Annotated in this window: 29 protein-coding genes and 3 pseudogenes; 19 read left to right on the forward strand and 13 right to left on the reverse strand. The window is 75.0% G+C overall.

Annotation, left to right across the window (positions count from 1 at the left end; all coding sequences use genetic code 11):
• The 4 genes and pseudogenes from ACYP53_RS42970 to ACYP53_RS42985 form a co-directional block, all read left to right on the forward strand.
• Positions 1-622, forward strand: a pseudogene (locus ACYP53_RS42970) (amino acid adenylation protein); the annotation flags it as partial.
• The gene (locus ACYP53_RS42975) at positions 622-768 is read left to right on the forward strand and encodes a hypothetical protein (protein WP_459651515.1); all 147 of its coding nucleotides are present in this window, start codon (positions 622-624) and stop codon (positions 766-768) included. The pseudogene ACYP53_RS42970 and the gene ACYP53_RS42975, both read left to right, overlap by 1 nt.
• Before the next feature lie 225 nt (positions 769-993).
• Entirely contained in the window at positions 994-1,377 is a 384-nt protein-coding gene (locus tag ACYP53_RS42980; protein WP_459651516.1) for a hypothetical protein, read from the forward strand.
• Between the two features lie 74 nt (positions 1,378-1,451).
• Entirely contained in the window at positions 1,452-1,697 is a 246-nt protein-coding gene (locus ACYP53_RS42985; protein ID WP_459651295.1) for a DUF4287 domain-containing protein, read from the forward strand.
• Between the two features lie 12 nt (positions 1,698-1,709).
• On the opposite strand, the gene ACYP53_RS42990 is transcribed toward ACYP53_RS42985, so the two are convergent.
• Both ACYP53_RS42990 and ACYP53_RS42995 read right to left on the reverse strand, forming a co-directional pair.
• Complete coding sequence (locus tag ACYP53_RS42990; RefSeq protein WP_459651296.1) at positions 1,710-3,035, reverse strand: methyltransferase; 1,326 nt, start codon at positions 3,033-3,035, stop codon at positions 1,710-1,712.
• Between the two features lie 553 nt (positions 3,036-3,588).
• A complete protein-coding gene (locus ACYP53_RS42995) occupies positions 3,589-4,833 on the reverse strand; it encodes a 4-hydroxybenzoate 3-monooxygenase (RefSeq protein WP_459651297.1) in 1,245 nt (414 codons plus the stop codon).
• A gap of 448 nt (positions 4,834-5,281) precedes the next feature.
• On the opposite strand from ACYP53_RS42995, the gene ACYP53_RS43000 reads away from it, so the two are divergent.
• On the forward strand, positions 5,282-5,875 hold the full coding sequence (locus ACYP53_RS43000) for a hypothetical protein (RefSeq protein WP_459651298.1): 594 nt from the start codon (positions 5,282-5,284) through the stop codon (positions 5,873-5,875).
• Positions 5,876-5,930: 55 nt separating this feature from the next.
• On the opposite strand, the gene ACYP53_RS43005 is transcribed toward ACYP53_RS43000, so the two are convergent.
• Both ACYP53_RS43005 and ACYP53_RS43010 read right to left on the reverse strand, forming a co-directional pair.
• Positions 5,931-6,575 carry a flavin reductase family protein gene (locus tag ACYP53_RS43005; RefSeq protein ID WP_189924254.1) on the reverse strand — a complete coding sequence of 215 codons (645 nt, stop codon included), beginning with the start codon at positions 6,573-6,575 and terminating at the stop codon, positions 5,931-5,933.
• A 135-nt stretch (positions 6,576-6,710) separates the two neighbouring features.
• Positions 6,711-7,354, reverse strand: a pseudogene (locus ACYP53_RS43010) (carbonic anhydrase).
• Positions 7,355-7,564: 210 nt separating this feature from the next.
• Here ACYP53_RS43010 and ACYP53_RS43015 point away from each other — a divergent pair.
• Both ACYP53_RS43015 and ACYP53_RS43020 read left to right on the forward strand, forming a co-directional pair.
• Positions 7,565-8,881: a cryptochrome/photolyase family protein gene (locus tag ACYP53_RS43015; protein WP_459651299.1), complete on the forward strand. Its 1,317-nt coding sequence runs from the start codon at positions 7,565-7,567 to the stop codon at positions 8,879-8,881.
• 90 nt (positions 8,882-8,971) lie between these two features.
• Positions 8,972-9,448 (forward strand): hypothetical protein, encoded by a 477-nt coding sequence (locus ACYP53_RS43020; RefSeq protein ID WP_459651300.1) that lies wholly within the window; start codon positions 8,972-8,974, stop codon positions 9,446-9,448.
• 57 nt (positions 9,449-9,505) lie between these two features.
• Here the strand turns inward: ACYP53_RS43020 and ACYP53_RS43025 are convergent, their stop codons facing one another.
• A complete protein-coding gene (locus ACYP53_RS43025; protein WP_459651301.1) occupies positions 9,506-10,126 on the reverse strand; it encodes a hypothetical protein in 621 nt (206 codons plus the stop codon).
• 177 nt (positions 10,127-10,303) lie between these two features.
• On the opposite strand from ACYP53_RS43025, the gene ACYP53_RS43030 reads away from it, so the two are divergent.
• Together ACYP53_RS43030 and ACYP53_RS43035 are read left to right on the forward strand one after the other, a co-directional pair.
• Positions 10,304-10,729, forward strand: coding sequence for a helix-turn-helix transcriptional regulator (locus ACYP53_RS43030; protein WP_459651378.1), 426 nt, complete (start codon positions 10,304-10,306; stop codon positions 10,727-10,729).
• A 5-nt stretch (positions 10,730-10,734) separates the two neighbouring features.
• Complete coding sequence (locus ACYP53_RS43035) at positions 10,735-11,151, forward strand: VOC family protein (protein ID WP_189924263.1); 417 nt, start codon at positions 10,735-10,737, stop codon at positions 11,149-11,151.
• A gap of 28 nt (positions 11,152-11,179) precedes the next feature.
• Here the strand turns inward: ACYP53_RS43035 and ACYP53_RS43040 are convergent, their stop codons facing one another.
• The 6 genes from ACYP53_RS43040 to ACYP53_RS43065 all read right to left on the reverse strand — a co-directional run bounded on the left by ACYP53_RS43040 (position 11,180) and on the right by ACYP53_RS43065 (position 16,664).
• On the reverse strand, positions 11,180-11,911 hold the full coding sequence (locus tag ACYP53_RS43040) for an alpha/beta fold hydrolase (protein ID WP_459651302.1): 732 nt from the start codon (positions 11,909-11,911) through the stop codon (positions 11,180-11,182).
• A 277-nt stretch (positions 11,912-12,188) separates the two neighbouring features.
• Entirely contained in the window at positions 12,189-12,476 is a 288-nt protein-coding gene (locus ACYP53_RS43045) for a hypothetical protein (protein ID WP_459651303.1), read from the reverse strand.
• Positions 12,473-13,246, reverse strand: coding sequence for a MerR family transcriptional regulator (locus ACYP53_RS43050; protein WP_459651304.1), 774 nt, complete (start codon positions 13,244-13,246; stop codon positions 12,473-12,475). The genes ACYP53_RS43045 and ACYP53_RS43050 overlap by 4 nt, the downstream gene beginning before the upstream one ends.
• Positions 13,247-13,316: 70 nt before the next feature.
• Positions 13,317-14,561 carry an FAD-dependent monooxygenase gene (locus ACYP53_RS43055; RefSeq protein ID WP_459651305.1) on the reverse strand — a complete coding sequence of 415 codons (1,245 nt, stop codon included), beginning with the start codon at positions 14,559-14,561 and terminating at the stop codon, positions 13,317-13,319.
• Positions 14,562-14,863: 302 nt separating this feature from the next.
• Positions 14,864-15,298: a hypothetical protein gene (locus ACYP53_RS43060; RefSeq protein ID WP_459651306.1), complete on the reverse strand. Its 435-nt coding sequence runs from the start codon at positions 15,296-15,298 to the stop codon at positions 14,864-14,866.
• 583 nt (positions 15,299-15,881) lie between these two features.
• Positions 15,882-16,664 (reverse strand): NAD(P)-dependent oxidoreductase, encoded by a 783-nt coding sequence (locus tag ACYP53_RS43065; RefSeq protein ID WP_459651517.1) that lies wholly within the window; start codon positions 16,662-16,664, stop codon positions 15,882-15,884.
• 65 nt (positions 16,665-16,729) lie between these two features.
• Here ACYP53_RS43065 and ACYP53_RS43070 point away from each other — a divergent pair, with 65 nt between their 5' ends.
• Positions 16,730-17,707, forward strand: coding sequence for a LysR family transcriptional regulator (locus tag ACYP53_RS43070; RefSeq protein ID WP_459651309.1), 978 nt, complete (start codon positions 16,730-16,732; stop codon positions 17,705-17,707).
• 93 nt (positions 17,708-17,800) lie between these two features.
• On the opposite strand, the gene ACYP53_RS43075 is transcribed toward ACYP53_RS43070, so the two are convergent.
• Positions 17,801-18,160 carry an alpha/beta hydrolase gene (locus ACYP53_RS43075; protein WP_459651310.1) on the reverse strand — a complete coding sequence of 120 codons (360 nt, stop codon included), beginning with the start codon at positions 18,158-18,160 and terminating at the stop codon, positions 17,801-17,803.
• A gap of 77 nt (positions 18,161-18,237) precedes the next feature.
• Positions 18,238-19,287: an alpha/beta fold hydrolase gene (locus ACYP53_RS43080; RefSeq protein WP_459651518.1), complete on the reverse strand. Its 1,050-nt coding sequence runs from the start codon at positions 19,285-19,287 to the stop codon at positions 18,238-18,240.
• Between the two features lie 192 nt (positions 19,288-19,479).
• Here ACYP53_RS43080 and ACYP53_RS43085 point away from each other — a divergent pair, with 192 nt between their 5' ends.
• The 9 genes and pseudogenes from ACYP53_RS43085 (at position 19,480) to ACYP53_RS43125 (ending at position 26,994) form a co-directional block, all read left to right on the forward strand.
• Positions 19,480-19,941, forward strand: a complete 462-nt coding sequence (locus ACYP53_RS43085) for a MarR family winged helix-turn-helix transcriptional regulator (RefSeq protein ID WP_459651311.1) — start codon at positions 19,480-19,482, stop codon at positions 19,939-19,941.
• Between the two features lie 158 nt (positions 19,942-20,099).
• The gene (locus ACYP53_RS43090) at positions 20,100-20,636 is read left to right on the forward strand and encodes a cupin domain-containing protein (RefSeq protein ID WP_189924281.1); all 537 of its coding nucleotides are present in this window, start codon (positions 20,100-20,102) and stop codon (positions 20,634-20,636) included.
• A gap of 958 nt (positions 20,637-21,594) precedes the next feature.
• Positions 21,595-21,822, forward strand: coding sequence for a hypothetical protein (locus tag ACYP53_RS43095; protein WP_459651312.1), 228 nt, complete (start codon positions 21,595-21,597; stop codon positions 21,820-21,822).
• 21 nt (positions 21,823-21,843) lie between these two features.
• A pseudogene (locus tag ACYP53_RS43100) lies at positions 21,844-22,050 on the forward strand (helix-turn-helix domain-containing protein); the annotation flags it as partial.
• 625 nt (positions 22,051-22,675) lie between these two features.
• Complete coding sequence (locus ACYP53_RS43105; protein ID WP_459651380.1) at positions 22,676-23,146, forward strand: sigma factor-like helix-turn-helix DNA-binding protein; 471 nt, start codon at positions 22,676-22,678, stop codon at positions 23,144-23,146.
• 318 nt (positions 23,147-23,464) lie between these two features.
• Complete coding sequence (locus ACYP53_RS43110; protein ID WP_189924289.1) at positions 23,465-23,974, forward strand: hypothetical protein; 510 nt, start codon at positions 23,465-23,467, stop codon at positions 23,972-23,974.
• Between the two features lie 121 nt (positions 23,975-24,095).
• On the forward strand, positions 24,096-24,977 hold the full coding sequence (locus ACYP53_RS43115) for a S1 family peptidase (RefSeq protein WP_459651313.1): 882 nt from the start codon (positions 24,096-24,098) through the stop codon (positions 24,975-24,977).
• A gap of 150 nt (positions 24,978-25,127) precedes the next feature.
• Complete coding sequence (locus ACYP53_RS43120; protein WP_189924291.1) at positions 25,128-26,120, forward strand: aldo/keto reductase; 993 nt, start codon at positions 25,128-25,130, stop codon at positions 26,118-26,120.
• 64 nt (positions 26,121-26,184) lie between these two features.
• Entirely contained in the window at positions 26,185-26,994 is an 810-nt protein-coding gene (locus ACYP53_RS43125; RefSeq protein ID WP_459651314.1) for a DUF4253 domain-containing protein, read from the forward strand.
• Position 26,995: the final 1 nt, after the last annotated feature.

The following is a 26,995-nucleotide window of genomic DNA, read 5'->3' on the forward strand; positions in this document are numbered from 1 at the left end:
GATCGACACCGACCGCACCCTGGCCGACGCCCTCCTCCAGCTCCTGCCCGCCACCGTCCCCCTCGCCGCCCTCACCCTGCTCTGCCACGCCGCCCTCATAGCGCTCCTCGTCCGCCTGCTCTCCCGCCCGCTGCGCCCCGGCTTCCACCCCGCCGGCGGCCGCGTCGCCTTCTGCGCCTGGGCCGTCAGCCGCCTCGGCGACACCGCCCGGCGCACCCTCTTCCCCTTCTACGCCAGCCTCTTCACCCCCGTGTGGCTGCGCCTGCTCGGCGCCCGCATCGGACGCCGCGTCGAAGCCTCCACCGTCCTCGCCCTGCCCGGCCTGATGCGCGTCGACGACGGCGCCTTCCTCGCCGACGACACCCTCGTCGCCCCCTACGAGCTGCGCGGCGGCTGGCTGCGCCTGGGCCCCGCCCACGTCGGACGCCGCTCCTTCGTCGGCAACTCCGGCATCGTCGGCCCCGGCCGCCACCTGCCCGACAACTCCCTCGTCGGCGTCCTGTCCGACACCCCCGCCCACGCCCCGAAGGCTCCTCCTGGCTCGGCCGCCCCGCCTTCGCCCTGCCCCGCGCCGCCGGCACCGGCGGCGAGGGCCGCACCTACGACCCGCCCCGGCGCCTGATGTGGGCCCGCGCCGGCGTCGAGGTCTGCCGGCTGCTGCCCGTCATCCTCGCCGCCCTCCTCGGCGACCTCGTCCTGGCCGCCCTGCAGTCGTACGCGACGACTACGGGCTGGGCGCGGCCTGCGCCACCGCCGGACTCGTCCTGACCCTGGCCGCCGTCACCGCCTGCGCCGTCACCACCGCCGCCAAGTGGCTGCTGGTCGGACGCTTCCGCGTCGCCGAGCACCCGCTCTGGTCCCCCTTCGTGTGGCGCAACGAGCTCTACGACACCTTCGTCGGGAACTCGCCATGCCCTTCGGCGGCTCCACCATCACCGGCACCCCGTACCTCACGCGTGGCTGCGCAGCCTCGGCGCCCGCATCGGGCGCGGCGTGTGGTGCGAGACCCACTGGCTGCCGGAGAGCGACCTGGTCACCGTCGAGGCCGGGGCCAGCGTCAACCGCGGCACCGTCCTGCAGACCCACCTCTTCCACGACCGCGTCATGCGGCTGGGCCCCGTCCACCTCGGCGCCGGCTCCACCACCGGCCCGCACTCCGTCGTCCTGCTCAACTCCTCCCTCGGCGCGAACACCACCGTCGGGCCCGCCTCCCTCGTCATGCGCGGCGAGAACGTGCCCGGGGCCACCCGCTGGCTCGGCAACCCCGTCGCCGCGTGGAACGCCGACCCGACCCCGCCCGCCGGGCGCAGGCGGCGCCGGCCGCGGCGGCAGCGGCGTGACGGCGGCGTGATGTGGATCACTCTGTTCGAGCGATGAGTCGGCGGTGTGATCATGGTCCTATCCCGTGAGCGCACCGCTTCCGCTGTGCCCGACCGAGAGGAACCGGACCGATGAGCACCGACTCCGTGAAGACCGCCGCCGTGAAGACCGCCGCCCCGAAGGGCGGTCCGGCCTCGTACTTCCCGTCGATCGAGAAGAAGTACGGCCGCCCCGTGGAGGAGTGGAAGGACCTGATCCGCACCTCCCCGCTGGTCAAGCACATGGAGCTGGTCGCCTGGCTGAAGGCCGAGCACGGGCTCGGCCACGGCCACGCCAACGCCCTGGTCGCCCACACCCTGGCCGAGCGGAGCGCCTGAGCGCGTGCCCGCTCAGCCGCTGGAGGCCGCCGCGAGGGCGGGGGTGCCGCGGGGCGGACGGGCCGGGGCCGGGAGGGCGGCCCTGCGGGCGTGCAGGACGGCGGCGCCCAGCGGGAGGGGGGAGTGGCCCAGGAGTTCGAGCCCGGCGTCGGCGAGCAGCCGGCCGTAGTGGTCGGCGCGGCGCTCGCGGCCGCCGGTGTTGCAGCGCATGTGGAGGTCCCAGGCGGTGGCCAGGGAGAGCGACCCGTCGTCGGGCAGCAGGCGCTCGACGATGAGCAGGTCGGCGTGGGCGGGCATCGCGCGGGCGCAGTGGCGCAGGATCTCGCGGCAGCGCGCGTCGTCCCAGTCGTGCAGCACCCGGGACAGCAGGTAGACGTCCGCGCCCGCCGGGACGTCCGCGAAGTCGCCCGCCCGGTAGTCGCAGCGGGTGCCGCAGCCGGCCTCGTCCAGGCGGCGGCGGGCGGCGTCGACGACGTGCGGGCGCTCCAGCAGGATCCCGTGCAGGCCCGGGTGGGCGGCCAGGACGCGGCCGAGCAGTTCGCCGTTGCCGCCGGCGACGTCGACGACGGTGGCGGGGGTGGGGGCGCTCTCGGGGGCGGTGGTGCGGGCCGCGGCGGCCGCCAGGACGGGGTGGGCGGGCAGCGGTTCGAACATGGGGGAGCTCGCGGCCATGGACTGGTCGAACAGCCCGGCGAGTTCGGGGTCACGGGCGAAGTGGTCGAAGTGGTTCTCGCCGAAGAGGTGGTCGAAGGCGGGCCGCCCGGTGCGGGCGGTGTGCTCCAGGCCCGCGAAGGACTCGTAGAACGGGCCGCCGTACATCAGCGCCAGCGACCGCATCGACCCCGGGGTGTCGGCGCGCAGCAGCGCGCCGAGCCCGGTGAGGCGGAAGCCGTCCGGGTGTTCCGTCACCACGTCCAGCATGGCCAGGTAGCGCAGCAGCGCGGTGAGGGTCTCCGGGTCGGCGCCGACCCGCTCGGCCAGGGCCTCGCCGGTGGTGGGGGTGTCCGGGGCCAGGGCGTCGGGCAGGGCCAGGCGGGCGCAGACCGCCAGTGCCTGGGTCGTCCACGCGCCGGTGAACAGGTGCAGGAGGGTCTCGGCGGTCGCGGTCGCGGTCGCGGGCCGGTCGTTCGCGGAGCGGTGGCCGGGGTGGCCGCCGAGGTGCGCGGCGAGGATGTCGGGGTGGTCGCCGTGGGTGTGCAGCTCCAGCCGGCGGTAGGCGGCCCCGGAGGCGGCGGGCACGGTGAAGTAGAGGACGGTGCCGTCCTCGTGCGGGTTGTACCCGCCGCCGTCGGCGCGGGCGCCGTGCCGGGCCAGGAGCGCGCACAGGCCGCGCAGCACCAGCGGGTCCGCGGAGTCGACCTCGAAGGCGAGGTGCGCCTCGTGCCGGTGGGCCGTTCGTGGGCGGCGACGGGGGCGAGCGGGGAGCCCGGCGGGACGGTCAGCGCGAACACCTCGACCTCCCGGTGCTCACGGCCGGGGCCGAGCGCGGTCGGGCGCAGGATCCGGATGTCGAGCCCGGCCGGGTCGTACCCGTGGCGCCGGGCCAGCCGCTCCCGGACGACGACGCTGGGCACCGGCGGCGCGTCGAAGGCCAGTCCGCAGTCGGCGAGTTGGGCGTGCAGGGTCGGCAGGTCGGGCGGGAAGACCAGGAGGGCGGCGTGCGCGAAGCGGCAGTGCCGGGCCAGTGCCCGCAGCTCCGGGCCGGCCAGGCCGGGCAGCAGCAGGGGGAGCAGGGAGGCGGTGTCGTGTTCCCGGACGAACGCGGCCGTGCGGCGCAGGCTGGTCGCGTCGTCCTGGGCGGTCGTGGGTGTGGTCGTCGTCATGAGGGTGTCCTCGGTGTGGCGCCGGGCGTGCGGCGCTGCGGTGCTTGGGGGGCGGACCGGCCCGGTGGTCAGATGCCGACGTAGTTCTCGGCGAACCAGTCCTGGTGGGAGCGCGAGGTGCGCAGTGAGGCGATGCGGGCGCGGCGGATGGATTCGTGGAAGAACGATTCGTCATCGGACGGTCCGGGCCGCGCGTGCAGCAGCTGGACCATCCAGTGGGAGAACTCCTGGGCCCGCCAGACGCGCTCCAGGGCCTCGGCGGAGTAGCGCTCCAGCGCCCGGCCGTCGCCGTGGGCGAGGTCGTCGACCAGGGCGCGGGCGAGCAGTTCGGCCTCCAGGACGGCGAGGTTGGCGCCCTTGGCGGCGGCGGGGCTGATCAGGCCGGCGGCGTCGCCGGCCAGCAGCAGGGAGCCGTGGCGCAGCGGTTCGACGACATCGGATTCCAGGTCGACGACGGCGCGCTGGAGGATGCGGCCGCGGTGCAGCGGGCCGTGCTCGGGAGCGCGCATCCGGGTGTCGAGTTCGTCCCATATCCGCTCCTCGGGCAGCTCGCCGGCCCGGGTGCCGCGCTCGCACTGCAGGTAGTAGCGGGTGACCTGCGGGGTGCGGGCCATGTGCCCGGCGAAACCGCGTCCGTGCAGCGCGTAGCCCACGGCGTCCAGGCTCGGCGGGGCCTCGGCGATCAGGCCGAGCCAGGAGACGCCGTGGTCGCGGCGGTGGTGACGGGCCGTCGGCGGCAGGGAGCGCCGGGACGCGCCGTAGCGGCCGTCGCAGCCGGCCACGTAGCGGGCCGCCCACTCGGCGGTGCCGTTCGTGTCGCCGCCGCCGCTTCGCGTGCCGCCGCCGTCCGGGGTGCGGACGGTGACCGTGGGCCGCGGCCCGTCGATGCCGTGCACGGCCAGGGCCTCGGTCTCGAAGTGGACGCGCCCGCCGGCGTCCAGGTACTGGTCCAGCAGGTCGCCGACCAGGTCCTGCTGCGGATAGACGGTGTGCTGCTCGCGCAGGCCGAGGCCGGCGTAGTCCAGGCGGAAGTGCCCGTCGTCGGTGCGGAATTCGCAGCTGCCGTGGAGCCGGCCGTCGCGGTGCAGGTTCCCGGACAGGCCGTGCCGGTCGAGGATCCGGACGGTGTTCGCGGCGAGGAAGCCCGCCCGGGCCCGGGTGCGGATGTGTACGGGGGTGGCGCGTTCCAGGACGGCGCAGTCGATCCCCTCGCGGTGGAGCAGGTTCGCGAGCAGGAGACCGGCAGGTCCTGCGCCGAGGATGACAACATCGGCCGTGTTCCCGGCCGTTCGGGTGTTCTGACTCTTCGTCACGGGAAACGGATCATAATCGGCGCCGGATACATGGATCGCTGGAAATCGCCCGAAGCGGTGAATAGGCGGATGATCATGGCGTCCGGGCCGGTGGTCGCCGAGTCGTGCTCCGGGTGGTCGCCGCGTCGCGCTCTCGCACCGTGTTCCGGGACCGCCGGGGCGAGCGGGTGGACCCGGGGGCCGGGGCCGCCTGCGGCACGATCGGGAAGCAGGCGGCCCCGGCCCCGGGTACGGTTCCGTACGGGCGGGGCATCGACCGCGGGATTGCCCGTACGGCTGCGGTCGGGTGCCATTCGACAACTTCAACAGCACTTGAAGTCAAGCCCGGGGCCCGCCGCGGTCCCCGCCGCGGCCCGCCCCCGCGCGTCCCCGCCGCCCCGGCGCGGGGTAGCCTCGCTCACGGCGCGGGCCTGCGGACGGGCACGGACGAGGCGGACAGGGGCGGTCGATGACGGAGCAGCAGCGCGGCTACTGGCGGGTGTCGGATGATTCGGCGGTCAGTGCCACCCAGGCGCACATCGTGTGGACCAGGGCGGCCTACCCGGCCCTGGTGGAGGTGGCAGGCCGCTACCACGGCGTGATCACCTACGCGGACCTGGCCGAAGCGGTCCAGGAGGCCTCCGGGGTACGCACCCGGATCAACCAGCGGCACTGGATCGGCAAGGTGCTCTCCCTGGTGATCCTCGAAGCCCACCGGCGCGGCGACCCGCCGCTGACGGCCCTGGTGGTGCACGCCGTCGACGGCAAGGTCGGCCCCGGCTACCAGGAGGTACTGGCGGTGGCCGGACAGCCCCCGCTGACCGAGGAGATGGACCGCGAACAGCACGCGGCCGCCGCCCGCCTGGCCTGCTACCGCCACTTCGGCGCCGACCTGCCCGCCGACGGCGGCACCCCCGCCCTCGCCCCGCGCCTGCGGGCCTCGGTGGAGCGCAAGGCCGCCGCCGTCGCCGAGGCCCGCCCGCCGGCGATCTGTCCGAACTGCTTCCTGCAGCTGCCCGCCACGCGGGTGTGCGACTCCTGCGGGGAGACCATCGCCCCCTGAGAAGTCCCCTGAGAAGTCCCCTGAGGAGCCTCCTGAGCGGGCCGGCGGGCCGCCGTCACCCGGCCGAGGCGCCCGCCGGCAGGCGCCCCGGCATCCGCCAGCCCTCGGCCAGGCGGGAGGGGGACAGCCGCCGGCCGTCCCCGAAGAACTCGCAGAACTTCATGATCAGCGGGTCCCAGCCCACCGGGTCCACGTAGTGGTCGCTGCCGGGCACGAGCAGACCCTCCTCGACGTGCGCCCGCACGACCTTCACCTCGAACGCGGTGCACCGGTCGTTGCCCGCCAGCGGCGTCGCCGCCTCCACCCGGCACTCCAGCTGCACCGGGCACTCCGCCGCCCGCGGCGCCCGCACCAGCTCGCCCGCCAGCTCCGTCAGCCCGGCCGCCTCGAACTTGCGCCGCTCGTGGCGGTAGCCCTGCTCCCGCCTCAGCTCCGAGATGTCCGGACGGGCGGTCAGCAGCGCGAGGGCGTCCACGGCGTCCACCTGCGCCGAGGACGGCAGGTTCAGCACGCACTCGCCCTCGCGCCGCAGGTTGTCGGCGGTCTGGCTGGTGTTGCCCAGACCCAGCACGCAGGACTGCCCCAGCCACCACGCCGAGGACATCGGCGCGAGATTGGCGCTGCCGTCCTCGTTGCGCGAGCCGATCAGCACCACCGGGGTGCCGAAGTACAGGACCTTCAGGTCGATGACCTTGTGCACGGGAATCGTCGTCCTTGGGAGAGGGAACCGCTGTCGGTCACCGACTCTGCCCCCGCCCGGACGGGGGCGCTGGCGGTGATCGGACATCCAGTTGCCCCGCCCGTCCCGCCCGTCCCGGCGGGCCCGCCGGGTGTGTCAGGCCGCGCCGTCCACCGGCCCGTGCGCGGCGACCTGACGGGCCTGGCCGTCCAGCAGCCGGTAGGACAGGCCCACCACGGCCACCTTGCCCTCCGCGACCTTCGACGCCAGCGCCTGGGAACGCTCCACCAGCAGGTCCACGGTCTGGCGGATGTGCACGTCCACGATCGCGTCCCGGTCCTCGATGCCCGCCGCCTTCGCCGACAGCACGCTCGGGGTCACCCGCTCCACCACGTCCCGCACGAAACCGCCCGGCAGCTGACCCTGCTCCAGGGAGTCCAGCGCCGCCGCCACCGCACCGCACGAGTCGTGCCCCAGCACCACCACCAGCGGGCACTCCAGCACGCTCACCCGTACTCGATGCTGCCCAGCGCCTCCGCGCCGGTCACGTGCCCGGCGGTGCGTACCACGAACAGGTCACCCAGGCCCTGGTCGAAGATGATCTCGGCGGCCAGCCGGGAATCCGAACAGCCGAACAGCACCGCGAAGGGCCGCTGCGCCGGTGCGAGCGCGGCACGGCGCCCCGCGTCCTGGTTGGGGTGCTCGGGGTTGCTCGCGACGAACCGCGCGTTGCCCTCCATCAGCATCCGCAGCGCCTCGCGGGGGTCGGAGATCGGGTCGGATATCGGTGTGGGGATCATGCCTGCACCCTAGATCGCCACGGACGGCCCCCGCAGCCGGGGGTGACCGGTCTCTCACTCCCGGGCGGCAATCCGTTCCGCGACCGGCCACGAATCACCCCGCGAATCATCCCGCGAAGCCCCCCCCGAATCACCCCGCGAAGCACCTGTAGAGCCGCAGACCCGTTGACCACTGAGACCGCCACCCCCGCGCACCGTACGAGGCCCCCGATGAGCACCGCCGTCGTCCTGTTCACCCAGGACCTGCGCCTGCACGACAACCCCGCCCTGCACGCCGCCCGCACCCGCGCCGACCAGGTCGTCCCGCTGTTCGTCCTCGACCCCGCCGTCGATCGGGCCGGCTTCGCCCCGCCCAACCGGCGGGCCTTCCTCGCCGACAGCCTCGCCGACCTCGACCGGGCCCTGCGCGCCGCCGGCTCCCGCCTGGTCCTGCGCCACGGCGACCCCGCCGAACAGACCGCCCGCCTCGCCGCCGAATGCGACGCCACCACCGTCCACACCGCCGCCGGGGTCTCCGCCTTCGCCACCCGCCGCGAAACCGCCCTGCGCCGGGCCCTGGGCGAGCGGCTGCACCTGCACGACGGACTCACCGTCGTTCCCGCCGGCGCCCTCACCCCCGCCGGCCGCGACCACTACGCCGTCTTCACCCCCTACCTGCGCGCCTGGCAGCGAACCCCGCACCGCCCCGTCCTGCCCGCCCCCCGCACCCTCGCCACCCCCGACGGCCCGGCCGGCGACCCCCTGCCGCAAGCCCCCGCCGGCACCTCCCCGGACCTGCCGCCCGGCGGCGAAGCCGCCGCCCGCCGACGACTGCGCGCCTGGGACCCGGACCACTACGACCACCTCCACGACGACCTCGCCGCCGACGCCACCTCCCGCCTCTCGCCCTACCTGCACTTCGGCTGCCTCTCCGCCCGCGAACTCGCCCACCACGCCGCCGCCCACGGCGGACCCGGCGCCGACGCCCTGGTCCGCCAGCTCGCCTGGCGCGACTTCCACCACCAGGTCCTCGCCGCCCGCCCCGACGCCGCCCACGCCGACTACCGCCCCCGCGGCACCCGCTGGCACCACGACGAACAGGAACTACGGGCCTGGCGCGAAGGCCGCACCGGCTACCCCGTCGTCGACGCCGGCATGCGACAGCTCGCCCACGAAGGCTGGATGCACAACCGCGCCCGCCTCATCACCGCCTCCTTCCTCACCAAGACGCTGCGCCACGACTGGCGCCCCGGCGCCGCCCACTTCCTCCACCTCCTGGTCGACGGCGACCTCGCGAACAACCAGCTCAACTGGCAGTGGATCGCCGGCACCGGCAACGACACCCGCCCCAACCGCGTCCTCAACCCCCTGCGCCAGGCCGAGCGCTACGACCCCGACGGCGCCTACGTCCGCCGCTGGCTCCCCGAACTCGCCCACCTTCCCGGCCGCACCGTCCACCAGCCCTGGACCCACGACGGACCCCTCGACTACCCGGCCCCCCTGATCCCCCCGGACGCCCTGAACGCCCGCATGCACGCGGAGCGGTGACGGGCGGGGTGACGGGGCGGGGTGACGGGGCGTTCGCCGGCCGCCGGAATGACGCTTCCTCAGGTCCACCCGTACTGCCAGAATCCGCGGGTGAAACACACGACCCACCGTCTCACCACCGCGCAGCAGCGGCGCCAGTGGATCAGCGGACCGCTCTTCCTGGCGGGCTCGGCCTACCTCCTGCACCTCGTCCTCAGCCGGCCGCTGAACGAACGGACCGCCCTGGTCGGGATCCTGTTCGTCCCCCTGCTGGCCGTCATCGGCACCGCCCACCTGCTCGCCCTGCGCACCAGCGTGAGCTTCGACGGGCACGAACTGTGGTGGACCCCCCTGTGGGGCGGCCGCAAGCGGGTCGCCTGGACGGACGTCACGAACGCCGAGGTGGTGAAGAAGAACGAGCGCGCCAACGCCCCGGACGTCGTACGGATCACGCACCGGGTCCACGGCGTGCGCACCCTGCCGGTGCTGATAGGCCTCCCGGGCACCTGGCGGGACCCCGACTTCGAGGCCAAGGCCGCCGGCCTCGTCACCGCCTGGCACACCGCCACGGCAGCGGCCGCGACGTAGGACCGCACGCCCCGGACAGCCTGCCGCCCACGGGCACCCCGTCCCCGGGCGCCGGCGTCAGGCGGTGGCCGTGGGGGCGGTGGCCGTCGGGGTGGGTGAGGCCGCGTCGGCGGGCGGGGCCTGGCAGGGGAGGGTGACGGCGACGCCCACGCCCTGGCCCGGCTTCGTCCCGTCCAGCAGGGAGACGGTGTAGGGGTCCGGCCCGTGGGCGGCCACGAACTCCTCGGAGGGCGGGGTGGACGGGGCGGCCCGACCGGGCTCCGGCGAGGTGATCGTGAAGCCTTCGCCCGCGAGTCTCTCCCGCAGCGCCCGGAGCACCTCGGCGTGCCGGTCGTCCGCGGCCTTCAGCTGGACCACCGAGGTGAGCCGGTACGGCTCGCCCTGTTCCGCGATGCCCAGGCCCCGCCCCGGGCACTTCTCGTAGCTGACGATCTTGATCCACAGGTCCCGTTCGAGGCCCGTCAGCTCGCGCACGTGGTCCTGGATCCGCGTCGCCCGGGTCAGCGCCTCCTCGCGGGACTCGACGCGTACGGGCTTGGCCGGCGTCCCCTGCCCTCCGTCCCACGGCCACCCGGCCGAGCAGGAGGCGAGCACCAGGGTGCCCGACGCCGTCAGTACGGCGGCGCGGGCCGCCCGTGCGGCGGCTCTGGTCGGCGTTGCCGTCGATCTCCGGAACAACAGTGGTACTCCCCCGTGAACAGGTGTGCGTGTGTGCCGTCCGGATGGTAGGGCACCACCGGGGGAGGCCGGCTGTCGGAGGGGGTGGGTACGGTGGCAGGTGTGTCCACCAGTGAAGCCCGTCCGGCCCGCCTCCCCGTCGCCGACCTCGTGCGGCTGCGGCAGGCCCGCGACCGGATGGACCGCGACTACGCGCAGCCGCTCGACGTGCCGGCGCTCGCCCGTACCGCGCTGATGTCCTCCGGGCACTTCTCGCGCAGCTTCCGCGCCGCCTACGGGGAGACGCCGTACAGCTACCTCATGACCCGCCGGATCGAACGGGCCAAGGCGCTGCTGCGGCGCGGGGACCTGAGCGTCACCGACGTGTGCATGGCCGTGGGCTGTACCTCGCTGGGCTCCTTCAGTACCCGCTTCACCGAGCTCGTCGGGGAGAGCCCCAGCGCCTACCGGGCCCGCGACCACGGCGACGGCGCCGCGATCCCGGCCTGCGTCGCCAAGGTCCGCACCCGGCCGGTGCGGCGCCCGGGGCCAGGAACGGGAACGGGGTCGGGGTCGGGATCCGGTACCGGTAGCGGCGCCGGACCGGGCTCTCCCGTAGCGTGACGGTCATGAGCATCGAACTCGCGCAGTGCTTCATCGCCGTCGACGACCACGACAAGGCCCTCGCCTTCTACCGCGACGTCCTCGGCTTCGAGGTGCGCAACGACGTCGGCTTCGAGGGCATGCGCTGGGTCACCGTCGGCTCGCCCGACCAGCCCGGCGTCGAGATCGTCCTGGAACCCCCGCTCGCCGACCCGCACGCCTCCGAGGACGACCGCCAGGCCGCCGCCGAACTCCTCGCCAAGGGCCTGCTGCGCGGCGTCATCTTCCGTACCGACGACTGCGACGCCACCTTCGAACGCATCCGCTCGGCCGGCGCCGAGGTCCTCCAGGAGCCCATGGACCAGCCCTACGGCGTGCGCGACTGCGCCTTCCGCGACCCGTCGGGCAACATGCTCCGCTTCAACCAGCCGCGCACCGCGTAGCGCCCCAGGCGCAGCGTCAGACGCGGCTTCAGGACCGGCGCAGGAAGCCGGTCACCGTCGCGGCGTAGTCCTGCGGGTGCGTCACATGCGGGATGTGGCCCGCGCCGGGGTAGGTGTGCCGGTGCGCGCGGGGCAGGGCGGCGGCCAGCCGGTCCAGCACGGTGGCGAACCACGCCGGGCTCTCGCCGCCGTGGCTGAGCAGCACCGGCGCGGTGCAGGCGCGCAGCCCGTCGACGTCCAGCCGGTCCCAGGCGGGATCCTCCTGCTCGTCGAGCCAGGTCCGGGCGTGGCGCACGAAGGTGTCCCGCATCGGCGCGGGCAGCGTCTCCCAGGAGCCGGGGCCGAGCGCGATCCGCTCGACGAACAGCCTCGCGCCGGCCGCGTCCTCGCCCTCGCGCAGCAGGTCCAGGGCCTGGGCGACGGCCCCGGTCACCGGCCGCAGCTGCGCGGCCGCGGCCGGGTCGTCGAGGACGAGGGCGGCCAGCGGCGGCTCGTGCAGGACGATCCCGCGGAACAGCTCGGGCCGGCGCGCGGCCAGGCCCGCCGCGATCGAGGCGCCGAAGGAGTTCCCGGCCACGTGGGCGGGGGCCGGGCCGAGGGCCTCGATCAGCGCGGCCAGGTCGTCCTCGTCCTGGCGGCGGGTGCCGGGGCCGGGCGCCGGCCCGCTGAGGCCGTGGCCCGGCGGTCGTACGCCAGCACGCGGAAGGCCGCCCGCAGGCCGGCGTCGGTGGCCGGCTGCCAGGAGCGGTGGTCGTTCCACGAGCCGTGGACCAGCACCAGCGGCTCGCCGGTGCCGGTCTGCTCGTAGTGCAGCGGCACGTCACCGGCGTCGAACCGGGGCATGGCGGCCACCCTTCTCGCGGCGGGTCCCCCTGCTGCCAGCCTTCCACGGGCGGCAGCTCCCCGCCCGCTCCCGCCCGGTTCCCGCCCGGGGTGCGGGCGGGGGTGCCGGCGGGCCGGTCCGGTCCACCCCCGTGGGGCCGGTCCGGGCCTCGCCGGGGTCAGGGTTCCTGCCGGGGGCAGGGTTTTCGCCGGGGTCAGGGCCTGTTGGGGTCGGGGGCGGGCAGGCAGGCCCGTACCAGCAGGGCGGCGGTGAGGGCGGGCAGGACCGGCCAGGGCAGCACGCCGACGGTGGCGGCGATGCCGGCCGGGCCGAGGACGGGCAGCGCGCTGGCCAGGCCGAGGGGCGGGCGGGGGCGCCCCGGCTTCGTGAGGTCGGCGGGGACTGCGGGGCCTTCGGGGCCGGGGCCGGGGGCGGCGGGGCCGGAGGCGGGGTCGGAGGCGGGGTCGGAGGCGGGGTCGGAGGCGGGGTTGGTGGTGGTCACGAGTCCTCCCGGGCCCGGTCGAGGTAGGTGCGCAGGTCGGCCCATTCGTCGGCGGGGGCGTCGGGGACGCCGGACATCGCGGCGGGCTCCTCGCGCCAGGCGGTGCGGACGGCCGCCGACAGGCTGGTGTCGCCGCCGCTGAAGAGGCGGCTGAGCTCGTCGAGGCGGTCGGCGATGCGGCGCACCCGGGGGTCGGTGGGGGCCACGCCGGCGGTGCGCAGGGCCTCGGCGCCGCGGTACAGCTGGGGCCATTCGACGTCCAGCAGGTAGTGGGCGGCGGGCCCCAGGGCGGCGGCGTGGTCGGCGAGGGCGTGGATCCGGTCCTCGTCGAGGTGGCGGTGCAGGGCCTCCCGGGCGGCGGGGGCGGTCGGGCCGGTGGCGCTGACGGCCCGCAGCAGGCGCAGCAGGTCGGCGGTGCCGGGGGCGCGTTCGGCGGAGAGTTCGGTGTGCACGTGGGCGAGGCGGTCGCGCAGCGCCTGCAGGGCGGCGAGGGAGGCCTCGGTGGCGGCGAGGTGCTCGCGCACCAGCCGGACCGGGTCGATGCCGGCGTCCAGGCAGGTGGCGATGGTGTCCAGGCCCAGGCCCAGGCGGCGCAGGGCGAGGATCTGGTAGAGGCGGACGACGTCCTGCTCGGTGTAGGCGCGGTGGCCGGAGGCGGTGCGCCGGGAGGGGCTGAGCAGGCCGATCTGGTCCCAGTGGTGCAGGGTGCGTACGGTCAGCCCGCTCGTCTCGGCGAGCGGGCCGACCTTCCAGGTCTGTTCGGTGGGCATGGCACGAGCATTCCTCCTGACGTCGCGTGAGGTGCAAGTCGGGGGGCGGTCCCGGTTCCGGGCGGACGGGTCAGAGGGAGTGGACGGGCAGCGGGTAGTCGGGCAGGTCGATGGCGTCGGCCTTGGCGAACTGGCCGGCCAGCAGGTTGCGCAGCGGCCAGCGGCCCATCCAGCGCATGGAGGCGGCGCGCAGGCGGATCATCAGGGCGCTGTCGGGGGCGTAGCCGTGCAGCCCGCCGGGCGGGAGTTCCTGGGCCTGGGTGACGTAGGGGCGCATCAGCTCCTCGTAGCGGGCGAAGGCGGTGGTGAAGTCGCCCCGGGCGGCGGCGAGTTCACCGGCGAGCAGGTAGGCGCCGACGAGGGCGAGGCTGGTGCCGAGGCCGGTGAGCGGACTGGGGCTGTAGCCGGCGTCGCCGAGCAGGGCGACGCGGCCGCGGCTGTAGCGGTCGAGGCGGATCTGGCCGAAGGAGTCGAAGGCGAAGTCCTCGGCGCCGCGCATCCCGGCGAGCAGCCGGTCCACCTGCCAGCCGGCGCCGGCGAAGCGTTCGCCGAGCAGGCGCTTGAGGGCGGCGGTGTCGCGGCGGTCGTAGGCCAGGGGCGCGGAGCGGAAGCCGAGGGAGGCCTTGACCTCGCCGGGCAGCCGGCCGGGGCGGGCGCCGGCGACCAGGCCGCCGGGGGCGTTGTACATCAGGAACCAGCCGTCGAGCTCGCGGGCGAGCGCGGTGTCGTGGACGGTGAACCAGGCGTGGTAGCCGCCCAGGGGGTGGTAGTGGCTGTCACCGCCGTCGCTGCGGCCGCTGCGGCCGGGGGTCTCGAAGGCGAGGCGGCGCACGGTGGAGTGCAGGCCGTCGGCGCCGATGACCAGGGCGAAGCGGCGGGCGGGGGCGTTCTCGAAGGTGACGGTGACGCCGTCGGCGTCCTCGTCGAGCGCGGTGACGGTGTCGTCCCAGAGGTACTCGACGCCGTCGGTGGCCTCCTGGAGCAGCTCGGCGAGGTCGCCGCGCAGGATCTCGATCTCGGAGACGATGCCCTGGCCCTCGAACAGCTCGACGGGCATCCGGGCGCTCACCCGCCCGCGCTGGTCGACCAGGGCCATGCCGTCCTGCTCGACGCAGAGCGCGCGGGCCCGCTCCATCAGGCCCATCCGCTCGACCACGGTGCGGCCGGCGCCGCGCAGGTCGACGGCCTGCCCGCCGGGGCGCGGGCCGGGGGCGCGTTCGACGACGGTGGGGCGGAAGCCGTGGCGGCGCAGCCAGTGGGCGAGGGCGGGGCCGGCGATGCCGGCGCCGGAGATGAGGATGTCGGTGGTGTTCATGGGCCCGTCCTGTCGGTGTGTCTGCCGGGGTGCTCGACACCGATGAATGTACGCCGTACGCATTGCGCTCAACAAGCCCTGTGCTGGGGGAATTTGACGGTAGTGCACTAGTACGGTAGGGCGCTTCGGGGCCGATCCGGGCCCGTGTGCGGCGTACGGTGGCGGCTTTTCCGCAGCGGGGAGGCCGTGGCGGGGGCGTCGAGGGCGACGGCGGGTGCACTAGTGCGGCACGATGGCGGTGGCTCCGGGCGGGGCGACTCCGGGTGGGGCGACTCCGGGTGGGGCGACTCCGGGCGGGGTGGCTAGAGCGTCGGCGTCCCGCTGCCCGGGGTTCCGCCGCCCGGGGTTCCGCTGCCCGGGGTGCCCGTCAGGGTGTGCAGCAGGTCCTGGCCCAGGGCCGTGCCGGTCTGCGACTCGTCGGGCAGCTCGTAGTCGCGGTACCAGGCGGCCGGCGCTTCCGGGTGCGGGCCGCTGACCGCGACCCGGCCCGCGCCGTACGCGGCGACCACGGCGGCCGGGCGGCCGTCGGAGTAGCGGGCGAGGACCTCCGCGGCCGGGCCGTCGACGTCGAAGTACGGGCCGTCCTGGAAGTACATCCGCTGCGGGCGGCCCCGCCACACCACGTCCACGAGCGTGTCCCGCTCGTCGGCGACGGTGGCCCCCGGGGTGCGGACGTACGGCCCGGAGTCGCCCGGCAGGAGGTCGAAGCCCGGGTCGCCGGCCAGGTAGCCGCCCATGCACAGCCCCAGGTATGCCCGCCGCGGCGCACGTAGGCCCGCACCAGCTCCGGGGAGAAGCCGGGTTCGTGCCCCAGCAGGTCCCACGCGGTGCCCACCTCCTGGCCGTTGGTGCCGCCCGGCTGCACGTACACGGCCACCCCGGTCATCACGTTCGGGCCGAACCGCACCCGCTCCCGCGGCCCCACGTAGCGCACCCTGAACCCGTCGCCCGCCAGCAGCGCCCCGCCGCCTCCGGACACCCCTCGCAGGCCGCCGGGCCCCGGTATACCAGCGCCAGCGGCCGGTCGTCCTCCGGCGCCGGCTTCCCGCCCCCGCCCGCCGGGCCGGCCCCGCACCCCGACGACACCACCAGTGCCACCACGGCCGCCACCGCCGCCGACACCCGTCCACCGCGCATGTGCGCCCCCTCTCTCCAGGGTCCGCCGGCCGCCGGCCGCCGGCCACGGCCCGCCCGCTCGCGGAACGACGCTACGTCGCGGCGGGGGTGCGCCGCGAACCCGGGCCCCGGTCGGGCGAGTTCGCGGCGGACGGGTTGACGGCCAGGCGTCCGTCCCACCGGAGCCCGTCCACCGGAGTCCGTTCACCGCTGTCGCAGGGAGCCCACCACCGCCGACAGGTCCTCCTCGGCGATCGACGGGTCCGCCAGCAACACCTCGCGGGCCGCCGACAGGACCCGGCCGCCGCCCGCCAGGGCGAGGTCCTTGGCGGCCAGCCGGACCGGGAAGTCCGAGTCCGCGCTGTGCGCCCGGGCCACCACCCCCGCGAGTGGCCCGGCCGCCAGCACCTCCCGTGCCAGCTCCTGCGGCACGCCCAACTCCTCGGCCACCGCCAGCACTTCACCGACCACCGTGACCGAGGCCACGATCGCGCCGATCACCACCACCTTCAACGCCGCCCCCGACCCCGGGCCGCCGCAGCGCCGCACCCGGCCCAGCCGCTCCAGGACCGGCTGCGCGCGGTCCAGGTCGGCGTCCTCGCCGCCCGCGAAGACCACCAGGCCACCGGTGGCCGCCGGGCCGACGCTGCCCATCACCGGGGCGTCCACCAGGGCCACGCCGTCCGGGAGCCCGGCGCGCAGCCCGGCGGTCGCGGCCGGGCCGATCGAGGACATGTCGATCCACAGCGTGCCCGGCGCCAGCTCGGCCGCGAACCGCCCGGCCACCTCGGTGACGGCCTCAGGGCCGGACAGCATGGTGACGACGACGGCCGCACCCCGCACGGCCTCCGCCGGGGTGGCCTCGGTCAGGCCGTCGGCGCGGCCGGGGGAGCGGTTCCAGACGGTCAACGGGTGGCCGGCGTCGGCGAGGCGACGGGCCATCGGCAGGCCCATCCGGCCCAGTCCCAGAAAAGCGATCTTCTCCATGGCCACCACGCTAGGCAGCCGCGAGTCAGGCGACAAACGAATGTCCGGCATGGTAGCCATGCGGAATGGACATGGCTTGGCTGGACGTCTTCCGCACCGTCGCACACCTCGGCTCCTTCACCGCCGCCGGTGAACGGCTGGGCTACACCCAGTCCGCGATCTCCCGCCAGATCGCCACCCTGGAAGCCGAGTTGGGCACCCCGCTGTTCGACCGCCTGGCCCGCGGCGTCCGGCTGACCGAACACGGCCGCGCGCTGCTGCCGCACGCCGAGGCGATGCTGGAACGCCTCGACACCACCCGGCGCGACCTCGCCTCGCTCACCGAACTCACCGCCGGACGCCTACGGGTGGGCGCCTTCGACAGCGCCAACGCGGCCCTGGTCCCCGGCGCGCTCGCCGCCTTCCGCGCCGCGCACCCGCAGGTCGCCATCAGCCTCACCGAAGGCCTCGCGGCCCACCTGCTCGACCTGCTGGCCGACGGCGCGATCGACCTCGCACTGGTCGCCTCGTACGAGGAAGACGCCTACGACCGCGACCAGTTCGACCTGCGGCCCCTGCTCGACGACCCCGTCCTGGTCGCCCTGCCACACACCCACCGCCTCGCCGGACGACGACGCCTGCGCCTGGCCGAACTCGCCGACGAACCCTGGATCGCCGCCCGCCACCACGCCGAATCCACCCTCCTCGCCGCCTGCCTGCGCAGCGGCTTCCAGCCCCGCATCGAGTACGCCGTCGCCGCCTGGACCGCCAAACTCGGCCTGGTGGCCGCCGGCCTGGGCCCCACCCTCATCCCCGCCCTGGCCGCCCGCGCCGCCCGCGCCGACCTCGCCCTCATCCCCCTCCACCCCGACGACACCCCGGTGCGGCGCGTGTGGACCGCGACGAGGCGGGGGCAGCGGGTGCCCCGGCGGTGGTGGCCTTCGAGGGCTTCCTGCGGAAGGCGGCGGGGGCGGGAGGGTAGGGGGGAGTGCGGCTCCTGTCGAGCATCTTTTCGGGATCCACAAGGCCCGTGCGGAGAACGGAAGTTCGACCCTTGGGCGTGACCTTCGCGAGGCCGTGGTCAAGCAGCCTCGGGTGGTTCCGGAGGGCAGTGGCGATTCCTGGACGGAGCATTTCAGGAAGGAGCTGGACGCCGTTCAGCAGGTGGTGTCCGCCGCCGGGAGCACGCCCGTCAACAGGTAGGTGTCGACCGCCTGTTGGGCGCAGGGGCGGTAGCCGTTGAGGTAGAGGGTGTGGGTGCGGCCGGGGACGGTGAGCAGGCGGGAGGCGGGGAGGCGGGTGTGGAGGGCGAGGGCGCCCTGGTAGGGGGCGTGGGTGTCGCCGGTGGAGTGGAGTTGCAGGGCGGGGACGGCGGTGCGGACCTCGACGGGGGGTTCCAGTGGGGTTCGGCGCCAGGAGGCGCACGGGGTGGGGGAGTTGTAGACCGGGCCGAAGACGGGCTGGGTGGGGCGGGCGCGGTCGACGGCGGCGCGGTACCAGCGCGGTGAGCGCGGCATGGTGACGTCGTCGCACAGGATGCCGATCGCGGCGGCGAGGTCGGCGCCGCCCTCGGGGCTCGGGGCGAGGACGGTGGTCAGCAGCTCGTGCAGGAGCGGGCCCGCCTGGACCGGCTTTCCGTCGGCGGCGTCGAGGAGCCGGCGCAGTACGTCGGCGTAGTCGGCGCTGTCGCGGTCGTCGCCCTGGCAGACGGCGAGCAGGAACGGCAGCAGGCGGTCGTCCAGCTGGAAGCCGTCGATGGCGATCGGTGCCGTCCCCGCCGGCGGACCAGTCCCTCGACGGTGGCCCGGACGGCCGCGGGCGTCGCGCCCAGGCCGTACGCGGAGTGGCGGGGGGCGGCCCAGGCGGCGAAGTCGTCCAGGGCGCGCTCGTTGGCGACGCCCATGTCCTGGAAGAGCCGGATGCCGTAGCGGGCCGGGTCGGGGGCGCTGTCGAGGACGAGGCGGTCGACCCGCTCCGGGTACAGCTGCGCGTACACCGCGCCCAGCATCGCGCCGTAGGACTGCCCGAGGAAGGAGGTCCGCTGCTCGCCGAGGGCGGCGCGCAGCAGGTCGGTGTCGCGGGCGATGTTGCGGGTGGTCAGGTGCGGCAGCAGGTCGGGGTACCTGGTCCAGCAGGCGTCGGCGTCGGCCTCGGCCAGGGTCCAGGCCTGCTCGAAGCCGGCCCGGTCGGTGCCCACCGACCGCAGCCAACTGCCCCTGGTGAGACCGCAGTCGAGGCCGCCGCTGGCGCCGACCCCGCGGGTGTCCATGCCGACGATGTCGAAGGCGGCGGCCGTCGCGGGCGCCATCACGGCCCGGACCGCGGCGGGCATGGCCAGTCCGCGGGTGCCGGGGCCGCCGGGGTTGGTCTGCAGGATGCCGTGGCGCTTGGCCGGGTCGGCGGCCTTGATCCGGGAGACGGCGAGGGGGAGGGTGCGGCCGCCGGGTTCGCGGTAGTCCAGCGGGACGGTCAGGGTCGCGCACCGGGCGCCGGCGGCGGCCAGTTCCGGGTCCTGGCAGGCGGTCCAGGCGAGCGGCTGGCGGCGGTAGCGCTCCAGCGGGTCGGCAGCTGCGGGGGAGACGGTGGTGAGGACGGCGGTCGCGGACAGGGCGAGGGCGGCGGCGATGGCTGGTATCGGCTTCATGTGGCCCAGGTTAGAAGGCAGTTGACGAATGTTCCGGAAGCGGATCCCGGGCCGGGGTGTCGGGGCGGACGGGCGATCGCTTGACCTCAAGTCGACTTGAAGTCCTACGGTCGATCGCGTCCAGACGGTCAGTCGGTCGGGCGACCGGACGGTCGGGTGATCGGTCGTCGGCCAAGCGAAGGAGTACGGGACATGACGATCAAGACGTACGCACCGGAGGTCATAGCCGCGCAGCCCATCGGGGCGTGGAGCGGCGAGGCGTACCGCCGGGTGGTGGGGGGCCTGCGCGAGCAACTGGCGGTGGAAGGCCTCACCCAGCCGCACTGGTGGACGCTCAACCACACCGCCGGCAGGCCGGGCGGCTGGAACCGGGCCACCCTGACCGAGCGGCTGACCCCGTACGACGACCAGGACACCGCCTTCGACGCCGTCTTCGACGACCTGATCGCCCGCGGCTGGCTGACCGAGGACGCCGACGGCGGGTTCACCCTCACCGAGGAGGGCGAGGCCGGCCGCCTGCGGGCCCGCGAGCGCAACCTGCGCGTCCACGAGCGCACCCACGAGGGCATCGACCCCGAGGACTTCGTGACCACCGTCAACGTGCTGCGCCGCATGGTGGCCAACCTGGGCGGCAACGGGGACCTCCCGGGCTGATCGCGGGCGGTCGTCGGTCCGGTGGAGGAGGCCCTGAACCCCGTGTTCAGGGCCTCCTTCGTCATGTCGGGGGGCTCGGATGGAGGAGGAAATTGACCCATGAAAATGGCCGAGAATTGCCACATGATCATGGGTCTATCCGACTGTAGATTGATCACATGACGACGACGAAGAACACCAACGCCGCCCCCACCGCCGCCACCCAGACTCTCGCCCAGGCCCCCATCCTGACCCGCCGCGCCGAGGCCGAGACCTGCGCCGACCCGAGCTCCACCATGACCCTGCTCGCCGAGACCGACCCGGGCCAGGGCGGCTTCACCGTCTACCGCTCCACCTTCGCCGAGGGCGCCGCCGGAGCCCCCTCGCACTTCCACACCCGGGCCTGGGAACTGTTCTTCGTGATCAGCGGCTCGCTGGAGGTGCTGGTCGGCGAGGAGGTCACCGTCCTGGGCGAAGGCGACTTCCTGGCCATGCCCCCGCACACCCCGCACGCCTTCGCCGCCGCCAAGGGCTCCGAGGCCGACGTGCTGTTCATGTTCACCCCCGGCATGGACCGCTTCGACTACCTGCGCCTGCTCGGCAGCGTCATGCGCGGCGAGACCGCGCCGGCCGCGATCGCCGCCTCCTCCGAGCGCTTCGACAACCACTACGTCGACAGCCCCGCCTGGCGCGCCGCCCTGGAGAGCCGCGCCTGAGCTCCCGGCTCTTCCCCGGCTCCCCGCCCCGGCACCCGCTCGACGGGCCGGGGCGCGCCAGGTGTGGAACGGTGGAAGACGGGGGTGGACCGGTTACGAGAGGAGTGGCCATGTCGTCGAAGCGCCGCCGCAAGAAGAAGGCCAGGGCCAAGCGCGGAGCCAACCACGGCCGTCGCCCCCAGTGCTGAACGGCTGAGCGGCAGAGACTGAACGGCTGACCGCGCGGTCGCCGACGGAACCCCCATCGGCGGCCGCGCCCGCCCGCCCCGTGCACCGCCTCCTCGAACAGCACCCGGGCCGGCTCCAGCCCGGACACGAACGCAGCACCAGGGCCCGTACCAGTCGTCACGCCACCCACTCTGCCGCCACCCGGCCGCGCGGGGCCACCGGATTCCCCGCCCGAGGGGCGCGGCGCGGGCGCCGCACGCCGGCCGGTGGCGCACCGGAAGTCGGGGCGGGCCGCACCGGGTGCCGCCCGCGCACCGGACGTCGGCCGCGCCGACGTCCCGTGCGGCGCCCCCGAACGCAGAGAGACCGCCCTCGGCCACCAGGGCCGGGCGGTCTCTGCTGTCCGGGCGGGCCCATGCGCCAACACGGCCCGCTGCCGATGTTCCCGAGATTGTCGGAGTGAACAGCGCCCCCCGGGTTCCGGACCCGCGGGTCCTGGTGACGCCGCCTCCATCGTCACATCCAGCGGTGTCGACCACAAAAGATTGATGCGCCCACGTCCGGCGCCGAAGCTCACCTCAGTGCGCCATGGACGGGATCCACGCAGGTCAGCAGCTAGTGGGAGAAAATTGATGAAAGATCATGCAGGCCTCGCCGATGAACTTCTGACTCGATTTCAGAATCTCCCGCACCGCCTGGCAGAGTGTCCTCAGCGAGGCTCTGAGTGACGCCAACCACTCGAGCTCCGTGGCCTGTTGGAGTGTTCAGCGTCCCTTGGAGGTCTCCTCAGATGACGAGGAAGCGTAAGAAGTGCAACCCTGCCCGATGCGCCACCGGAGGTGTGCCGCTGAACCCGGGCGGAGCCGTGCTGCCCGGTTTGGGTGAGGTGCTTGTCGTGATCGTGGTGGTCGTCGTAGCGGCCGCCTTGGTGGCAGCCGGCCTCTCGACCAGCGCAGCACTGGAACTGGTGATGGGAATCGGGCTCCTGGGGTCGAAGCGCCGACACGGGCACGCCTAGCCGGGGGGATGCCTGCCAGCGATGGGGCGTCGAGAGAATCCGATCGCAGCGACCGAGCCCGCTTTGGCACGGTTGACCGTTTGGCTGCGTGAGCAGCGCGAACTGTCCGGACTGACGTACCGTCAGCTCGCTGATCGGACCAACTACCACGCCACCACTTTGCAGCGGGCCGCCAGCGGTCGTTCCGTGCCGAACTGGAAGGTCGTCGAGGCCATCGCCCGTGAATGCGGCGGCGATCTCAGGACGGCCCGGCGCAAGTGGGCCCAGGCCAACTACTGGGCCCACGTCCCCCGCCCCTTGGAGGACCACCGCCGCCGCGCGCCCCGCCGCGTCGAGCCCGAGCAGGTCGACTCCTTCGCCGACCTGCGCCGGGCGATGCACGAGATGCGGCGTAAAGCCGACTGGCCCTCCCTGAAGGAACTGGACCGCCGGGCCCGCGACAACGGCGGACGCCTGCCCGCCAGCACCCTGGCGCAGGTGCTCAAGGGCGAAGCTCCGCTGCACAAGCCGGTGTTCCTCACCTACATGGAGGCCTGCGGAGTCACTCGGGGCCGCCGCGAGCTATGGGCGGCGGCCTGGGACCGGACGAGTAACCTATGCCGCCAACAATCGGGTCCCTTGCGCACCCGCCAGGGCGAGTTGGGCCGTGCGTTGGAAGCGTCGGCCAACGGAATCTCCACGGAGAAGCTCTTCAAGGTGTGGAAAGCGCTGCGCAACAGCCTCGCCGCCGAACGGGCCGAAGGCACCGACGACACCCGTCGGTGCCCGTGTGACCGGGTCCGCGGGCGGAGCGCGCCGGCCGCGCCCCGCCCGCGGACCAGCAACCACCCGCGCCACCCCGGGACAACCACCGATGCCGACACCACCGATGCCGTCGACAACACCGTCACCCACGCCACGTCCACGCCGCGAACCGGCCGCCCCCGGCCCGGCCCTGGGCCTGCGGGCGCTGCACGACCTCCACCTGCGCCACTACCTGGACTACGCCGCCCTGCTCCTGCCGCCCGCCGACGCGCCCCTGGCCGTCCGCGACGCCTTCGAGGACCTCAGCCGCCACTGGCTCGACGCCCTCGCCACCACCAGCCCGGCCGCCTGCGCCTGGCAGGCGGTACGCCGCCGCGTCCGCGCCCTGGCCGGACCACGGCCCTTCGGCCCGGTCGCCCACCTCACCGCCACCCAGCAGGACGTCCTGCTGCTGCACCTCGTTCTCCACCTGTCCGCCGCCGACATCGCCGCCCTCATCGGCACCGAGCCCGCCGCCGTCCACGTCCAGCTCCGCGCCCTGGCAGCAGACCGTCCCCGTAAGGGAACTGACGAACAGTAAGTATCGGGGGGCGCCGGGCCCGGCGGGCCGGTTGCCCCAGGACATGAAGCCATCGACACGGACGGATTCGGCGGCCCGGACGTCCTGCGCGACGCCGACCCTGCGCGACGCCGACCCTGTTTCTGAAGCGGTAGCCGTTCGCGCGGGCTCGGACGAGGTCGTGCACGGGCGACGGCCCGCACGGCGTGATGCGGGCCGCCGCCATCCCGCCGTGCGCGGGCACGGGCACCGCCGGGGTGAGCCGGCGGAGGCGGCCGGGCCGTAGACGGGGAGGGGCGCCCTCTGCCGGAGCGGGCGCCAGGGCGGCAGGAGGCGGGCATGCTCAGGTACCACGGCGCGTGGCGGATCACGGTGGTCGGACGCAGCGCCGACTTCGACCAGCGGGCGGTCGTGCGCGGCCCGTACGGCTCCCGGGTGCTCGCCGGACGGGTCGGCGCCGCGCTCGAGATCGACGAGGAGAGCTGGACGCTCTCCCTGGAACACCACCTGTGGGGGCGCAGCTGGCAGCCCAACCTGCGCACCACACCCGGGCCGGTCACCGAACGCGACGGCATCCGCAGCCAGTTGCTCACCAGCAACGACTGCCACTGGCCGGGCAAACCGCTCGACTACGTCAACTTCGTGCTGCGCCTGGACCAGGCCCTCGCCCCGGCCCCCACCCAGCTGCGCGCCGCCCGGGTGACCGGGGTGCCCGTCGCCGCGCCCGTCCAGGCCGTGCGCACCTCCTCCTCGGGGTGGCCGGGCGACGCCGTTCCGGCCGTTCCCGCCGCCGTCCCGGCCGTTCCCGCCGTCGTGCCGGGGCAGGGCGGGCGGCGGGCCACCTGGTAGCCCGCCGGGGCGTACGGGGGACAACCCCAGGTCAGGGCGGCCCGCTGGCCGGGTGTCGCGGCGGGCCGGCCCCGGGTTGGCTGGAGGCACACGCACCGACCGACCCGAAAGGCCGTCAACCGTGCACTTCCGCAAGACCGTCAGCACGACCACTACTCGTACGACCCCTGACCGCACGACCACCCGCACGACCTCCCGCCGTGTCGCCAAGGCCGCCGCCGTCGCCGCGCTGGCCGGGGCCCTGGGCGCCACCGCGATGAGCGGCAGCGCCTCGGCCATCGTCAACGGCCGTGACTCGACCGAGCGTTACCCGTTCATGGCGACCGTCCCGCTGAGCGCCGCGCAGCTGGCCGACGGCTCCTGCGGTGCCTCGCTGATCGACCCGCAGTGGGTGCTGACCGCCGCCCACTGCGTCGTCGGGGACGAGGAGAGCGGCCTGAAGCTCAAGGGCACCGTGCGCGTCGGCAGCGCCCACCGGGACAGCGGCGGCACCGTGCGCACCATCGCGCGGGTCGTGGTCCACCCCGGGTTCGCCTTCGGTGACGGCGCCACCCGGCCCAACGTCGACGACCTCGCCCTGATCCGCCTGGACCGCCCGGTCGCCCAGCGGCCCATCCGCATCGCCGAGCACGCGGGCCCGGCCGGCACCCCGACCCGGCTGCTCGGCTTCGGCACCGTCAAGGACACCCACAGCTACCCCGACATGGTCTTCCCCGACCGCCTCCAGGAACTGCCCACCCGGATCGGCGCCCAGGACGAGTGCGCGCCCGGCTGGTCCGGGCCCACCCGGCTGTGCACGGTCAGTCAGGTCCCCAAGGCGATGGCCTGCTTCGGCGACTCCGGCGGCCCGCAGGTCCAGCGCGGGCGCGGCGGGCGGTGGGAGCTGGTCGGCGCCACCTCCGGCCCCGGCGCCCCGGGCGTGGCCTGCTCCGACGGCCCGGGCCTGTACAGCGACGTGCCCGCGTACGCGCCCTGGATCCGGACCGTGATCGGCGCCGGGTGAGCGAGCCTGATCGGCGCCGGGTGAGCGACCGTCATCGGCGTCGAGTCAGTGATCGTGATCGGCGCCCAGTGGGCGACCGTGATCGCCGACGGCTGCGGAAGCCCGGCTAAAGTCCCAGGTGAGAACCGTCGCGCCCGAGGAGACCACGCCATGCCGACCGCCCCCGCCGCAGCAGACACCACGTCGGAGCCCGCCCGCCTCGGGCTGGGCACCGCGGCCGTCGGCCGGCCCGGCTACATCACCCTCGGGCGCGACGCGGACCTGCCCGCCGACCGCACCGTCGAGGCGCTGCGCGAGCGCACCCACACCCTGCTGGACGCCGCGTACGCCGCCGGGGTGCGCTACCTCGACACCGCCCGCTCCTACGGCCGCGCCGAGGAGTTCCTCGCCCAGTGGCTGGACGCACACCCCGAAGCCGCCGCCGAGGTGACGGTCGGCAGCAAGTGGGGCTACACCTACACGGCCGGCTGGCGGGCCGACGGGGTGGACGCGCACGAGGTCAAGGAGCACTCCACGGCCGTGTTCGACCGCCAGGTCCGCGAGACCCGGGCCCTGCTCGGCGACCGCCTGGACGTCTACCTCGTGCACTCCGTCGTCCCCGGCAGCCCCGCCCTCACCGACCCCGCCCTGCACGAGCGGCTGGCCGCGCTCGCCGCCGAGGGCGTACGGGTGGGCCTGTCCACCAGCGGCCCCGCCCAGGGCGAGACCATCCGCGAGGCGCTGGCCGTCACCGTGGCCGGCCGCCCGCTGTTCACCGCCGTCCAGTCCACCTGGAACCCGCTGGAGACCTCCGCCGCCCCCGCCCTCGCCGAAGCACACGCGGCCGGCTGGCTGGTCGTCGTCAAGGAGGGCATGGCCAACGGCCGCCTGGCCGGACGCAACGCCACCGGCCCCGACACCGCCCCCCTGCGCGCCCTGGCCGACCGCACCGGCACCACCCCCGACGCCCTCGCCCTGGCCGCGGCCGCCGCCCAGCCCTGGGCCGACATCGTCCTGTCCGGCGCCGCCACCCTCGACCAGCTCGCCTCCAACCTGACGGCGGCCGACACCCACCTGACCCCGCAGGACCTGGCCACCCTCGACACCATGGCCGAGCCGTCGGAGGCGTACTGGCACACCCGCTCACAGCTGCCCTGGGCCTGAGCGGCGGCCTGAGCGGCGGCCCTGGGCGGCCCGTCTGTCGGTGCCGCCTCCTACGGTGGGCGGCATGACGCAGCCCCTGGACCTGGCCGGCGCCCTCGCCGCACTGCCCGTCGCCCTGCCGCCCGGCCGCCTCGTCGGCGGCGAGGACGGGCGCGAGCCGCTGCTGTGGGTCAGCGACGCGCCCGCCCCCGGCGGGCTGTGGGCGCGGCTGCACCGCGCACACCCGGACAGCGGGCTTTGGCCGCTGCTGCTCAGCCCGCTGGACCGCGGCGGCCCCGACTTCCGGCCCTGGCTGTCCGGTGAGCTGTACCCGAGCGACGCCGGCGCCGTCGGGCTGTACGACCCGGCCGCGCTGCTGCGCACCTGGTGGGAGACGGGCGGCGAGGACGGGGACGACCGCGGGGACGACGAGGAGCTTGCCGAGTCCCTCGCCCCCTACGGCCTGACCTGGCCCGGCCCGGCGCCCGCCGTCGACGTGCCCGCGGGCGCGGCCGGCGTCGAGGCCCGCGGGCTGGCGGACGTGCTGCAATCCGTCAAGGAGGTGCGCCTGGGCCTGGTACGGGCCGACAGCGGCGCCGAGGCGCTGGCGGTGTGCGGCTGGAGCGGGCCGGCGAACCACGAGGACGACATCGCCAAGGTTGCCGCCGTGCTCGCCGACTGGGAACGCCGCTTCGGCGCCCAGGTGGTCGAAGTCGGCTTCGACACCCTGGAGTTGAGCGTCCCCGTGCCGCCCGCCACGCTCGCCGAGGCGCTCCCGCTGGCCGCCGAGCACACCTCCCTCTGCCCGGACCTGGTCTTCCAGGGCACCGGCAGTCTCGCCGAGTACGCCGAGGGGCTGGTGGGCGCCCACCAGTGGTCCTTCTGGTGGGACTGAC

It is taken from the genome of Kitasatospora sp. Ki12 (assembly GCF_054601375.1).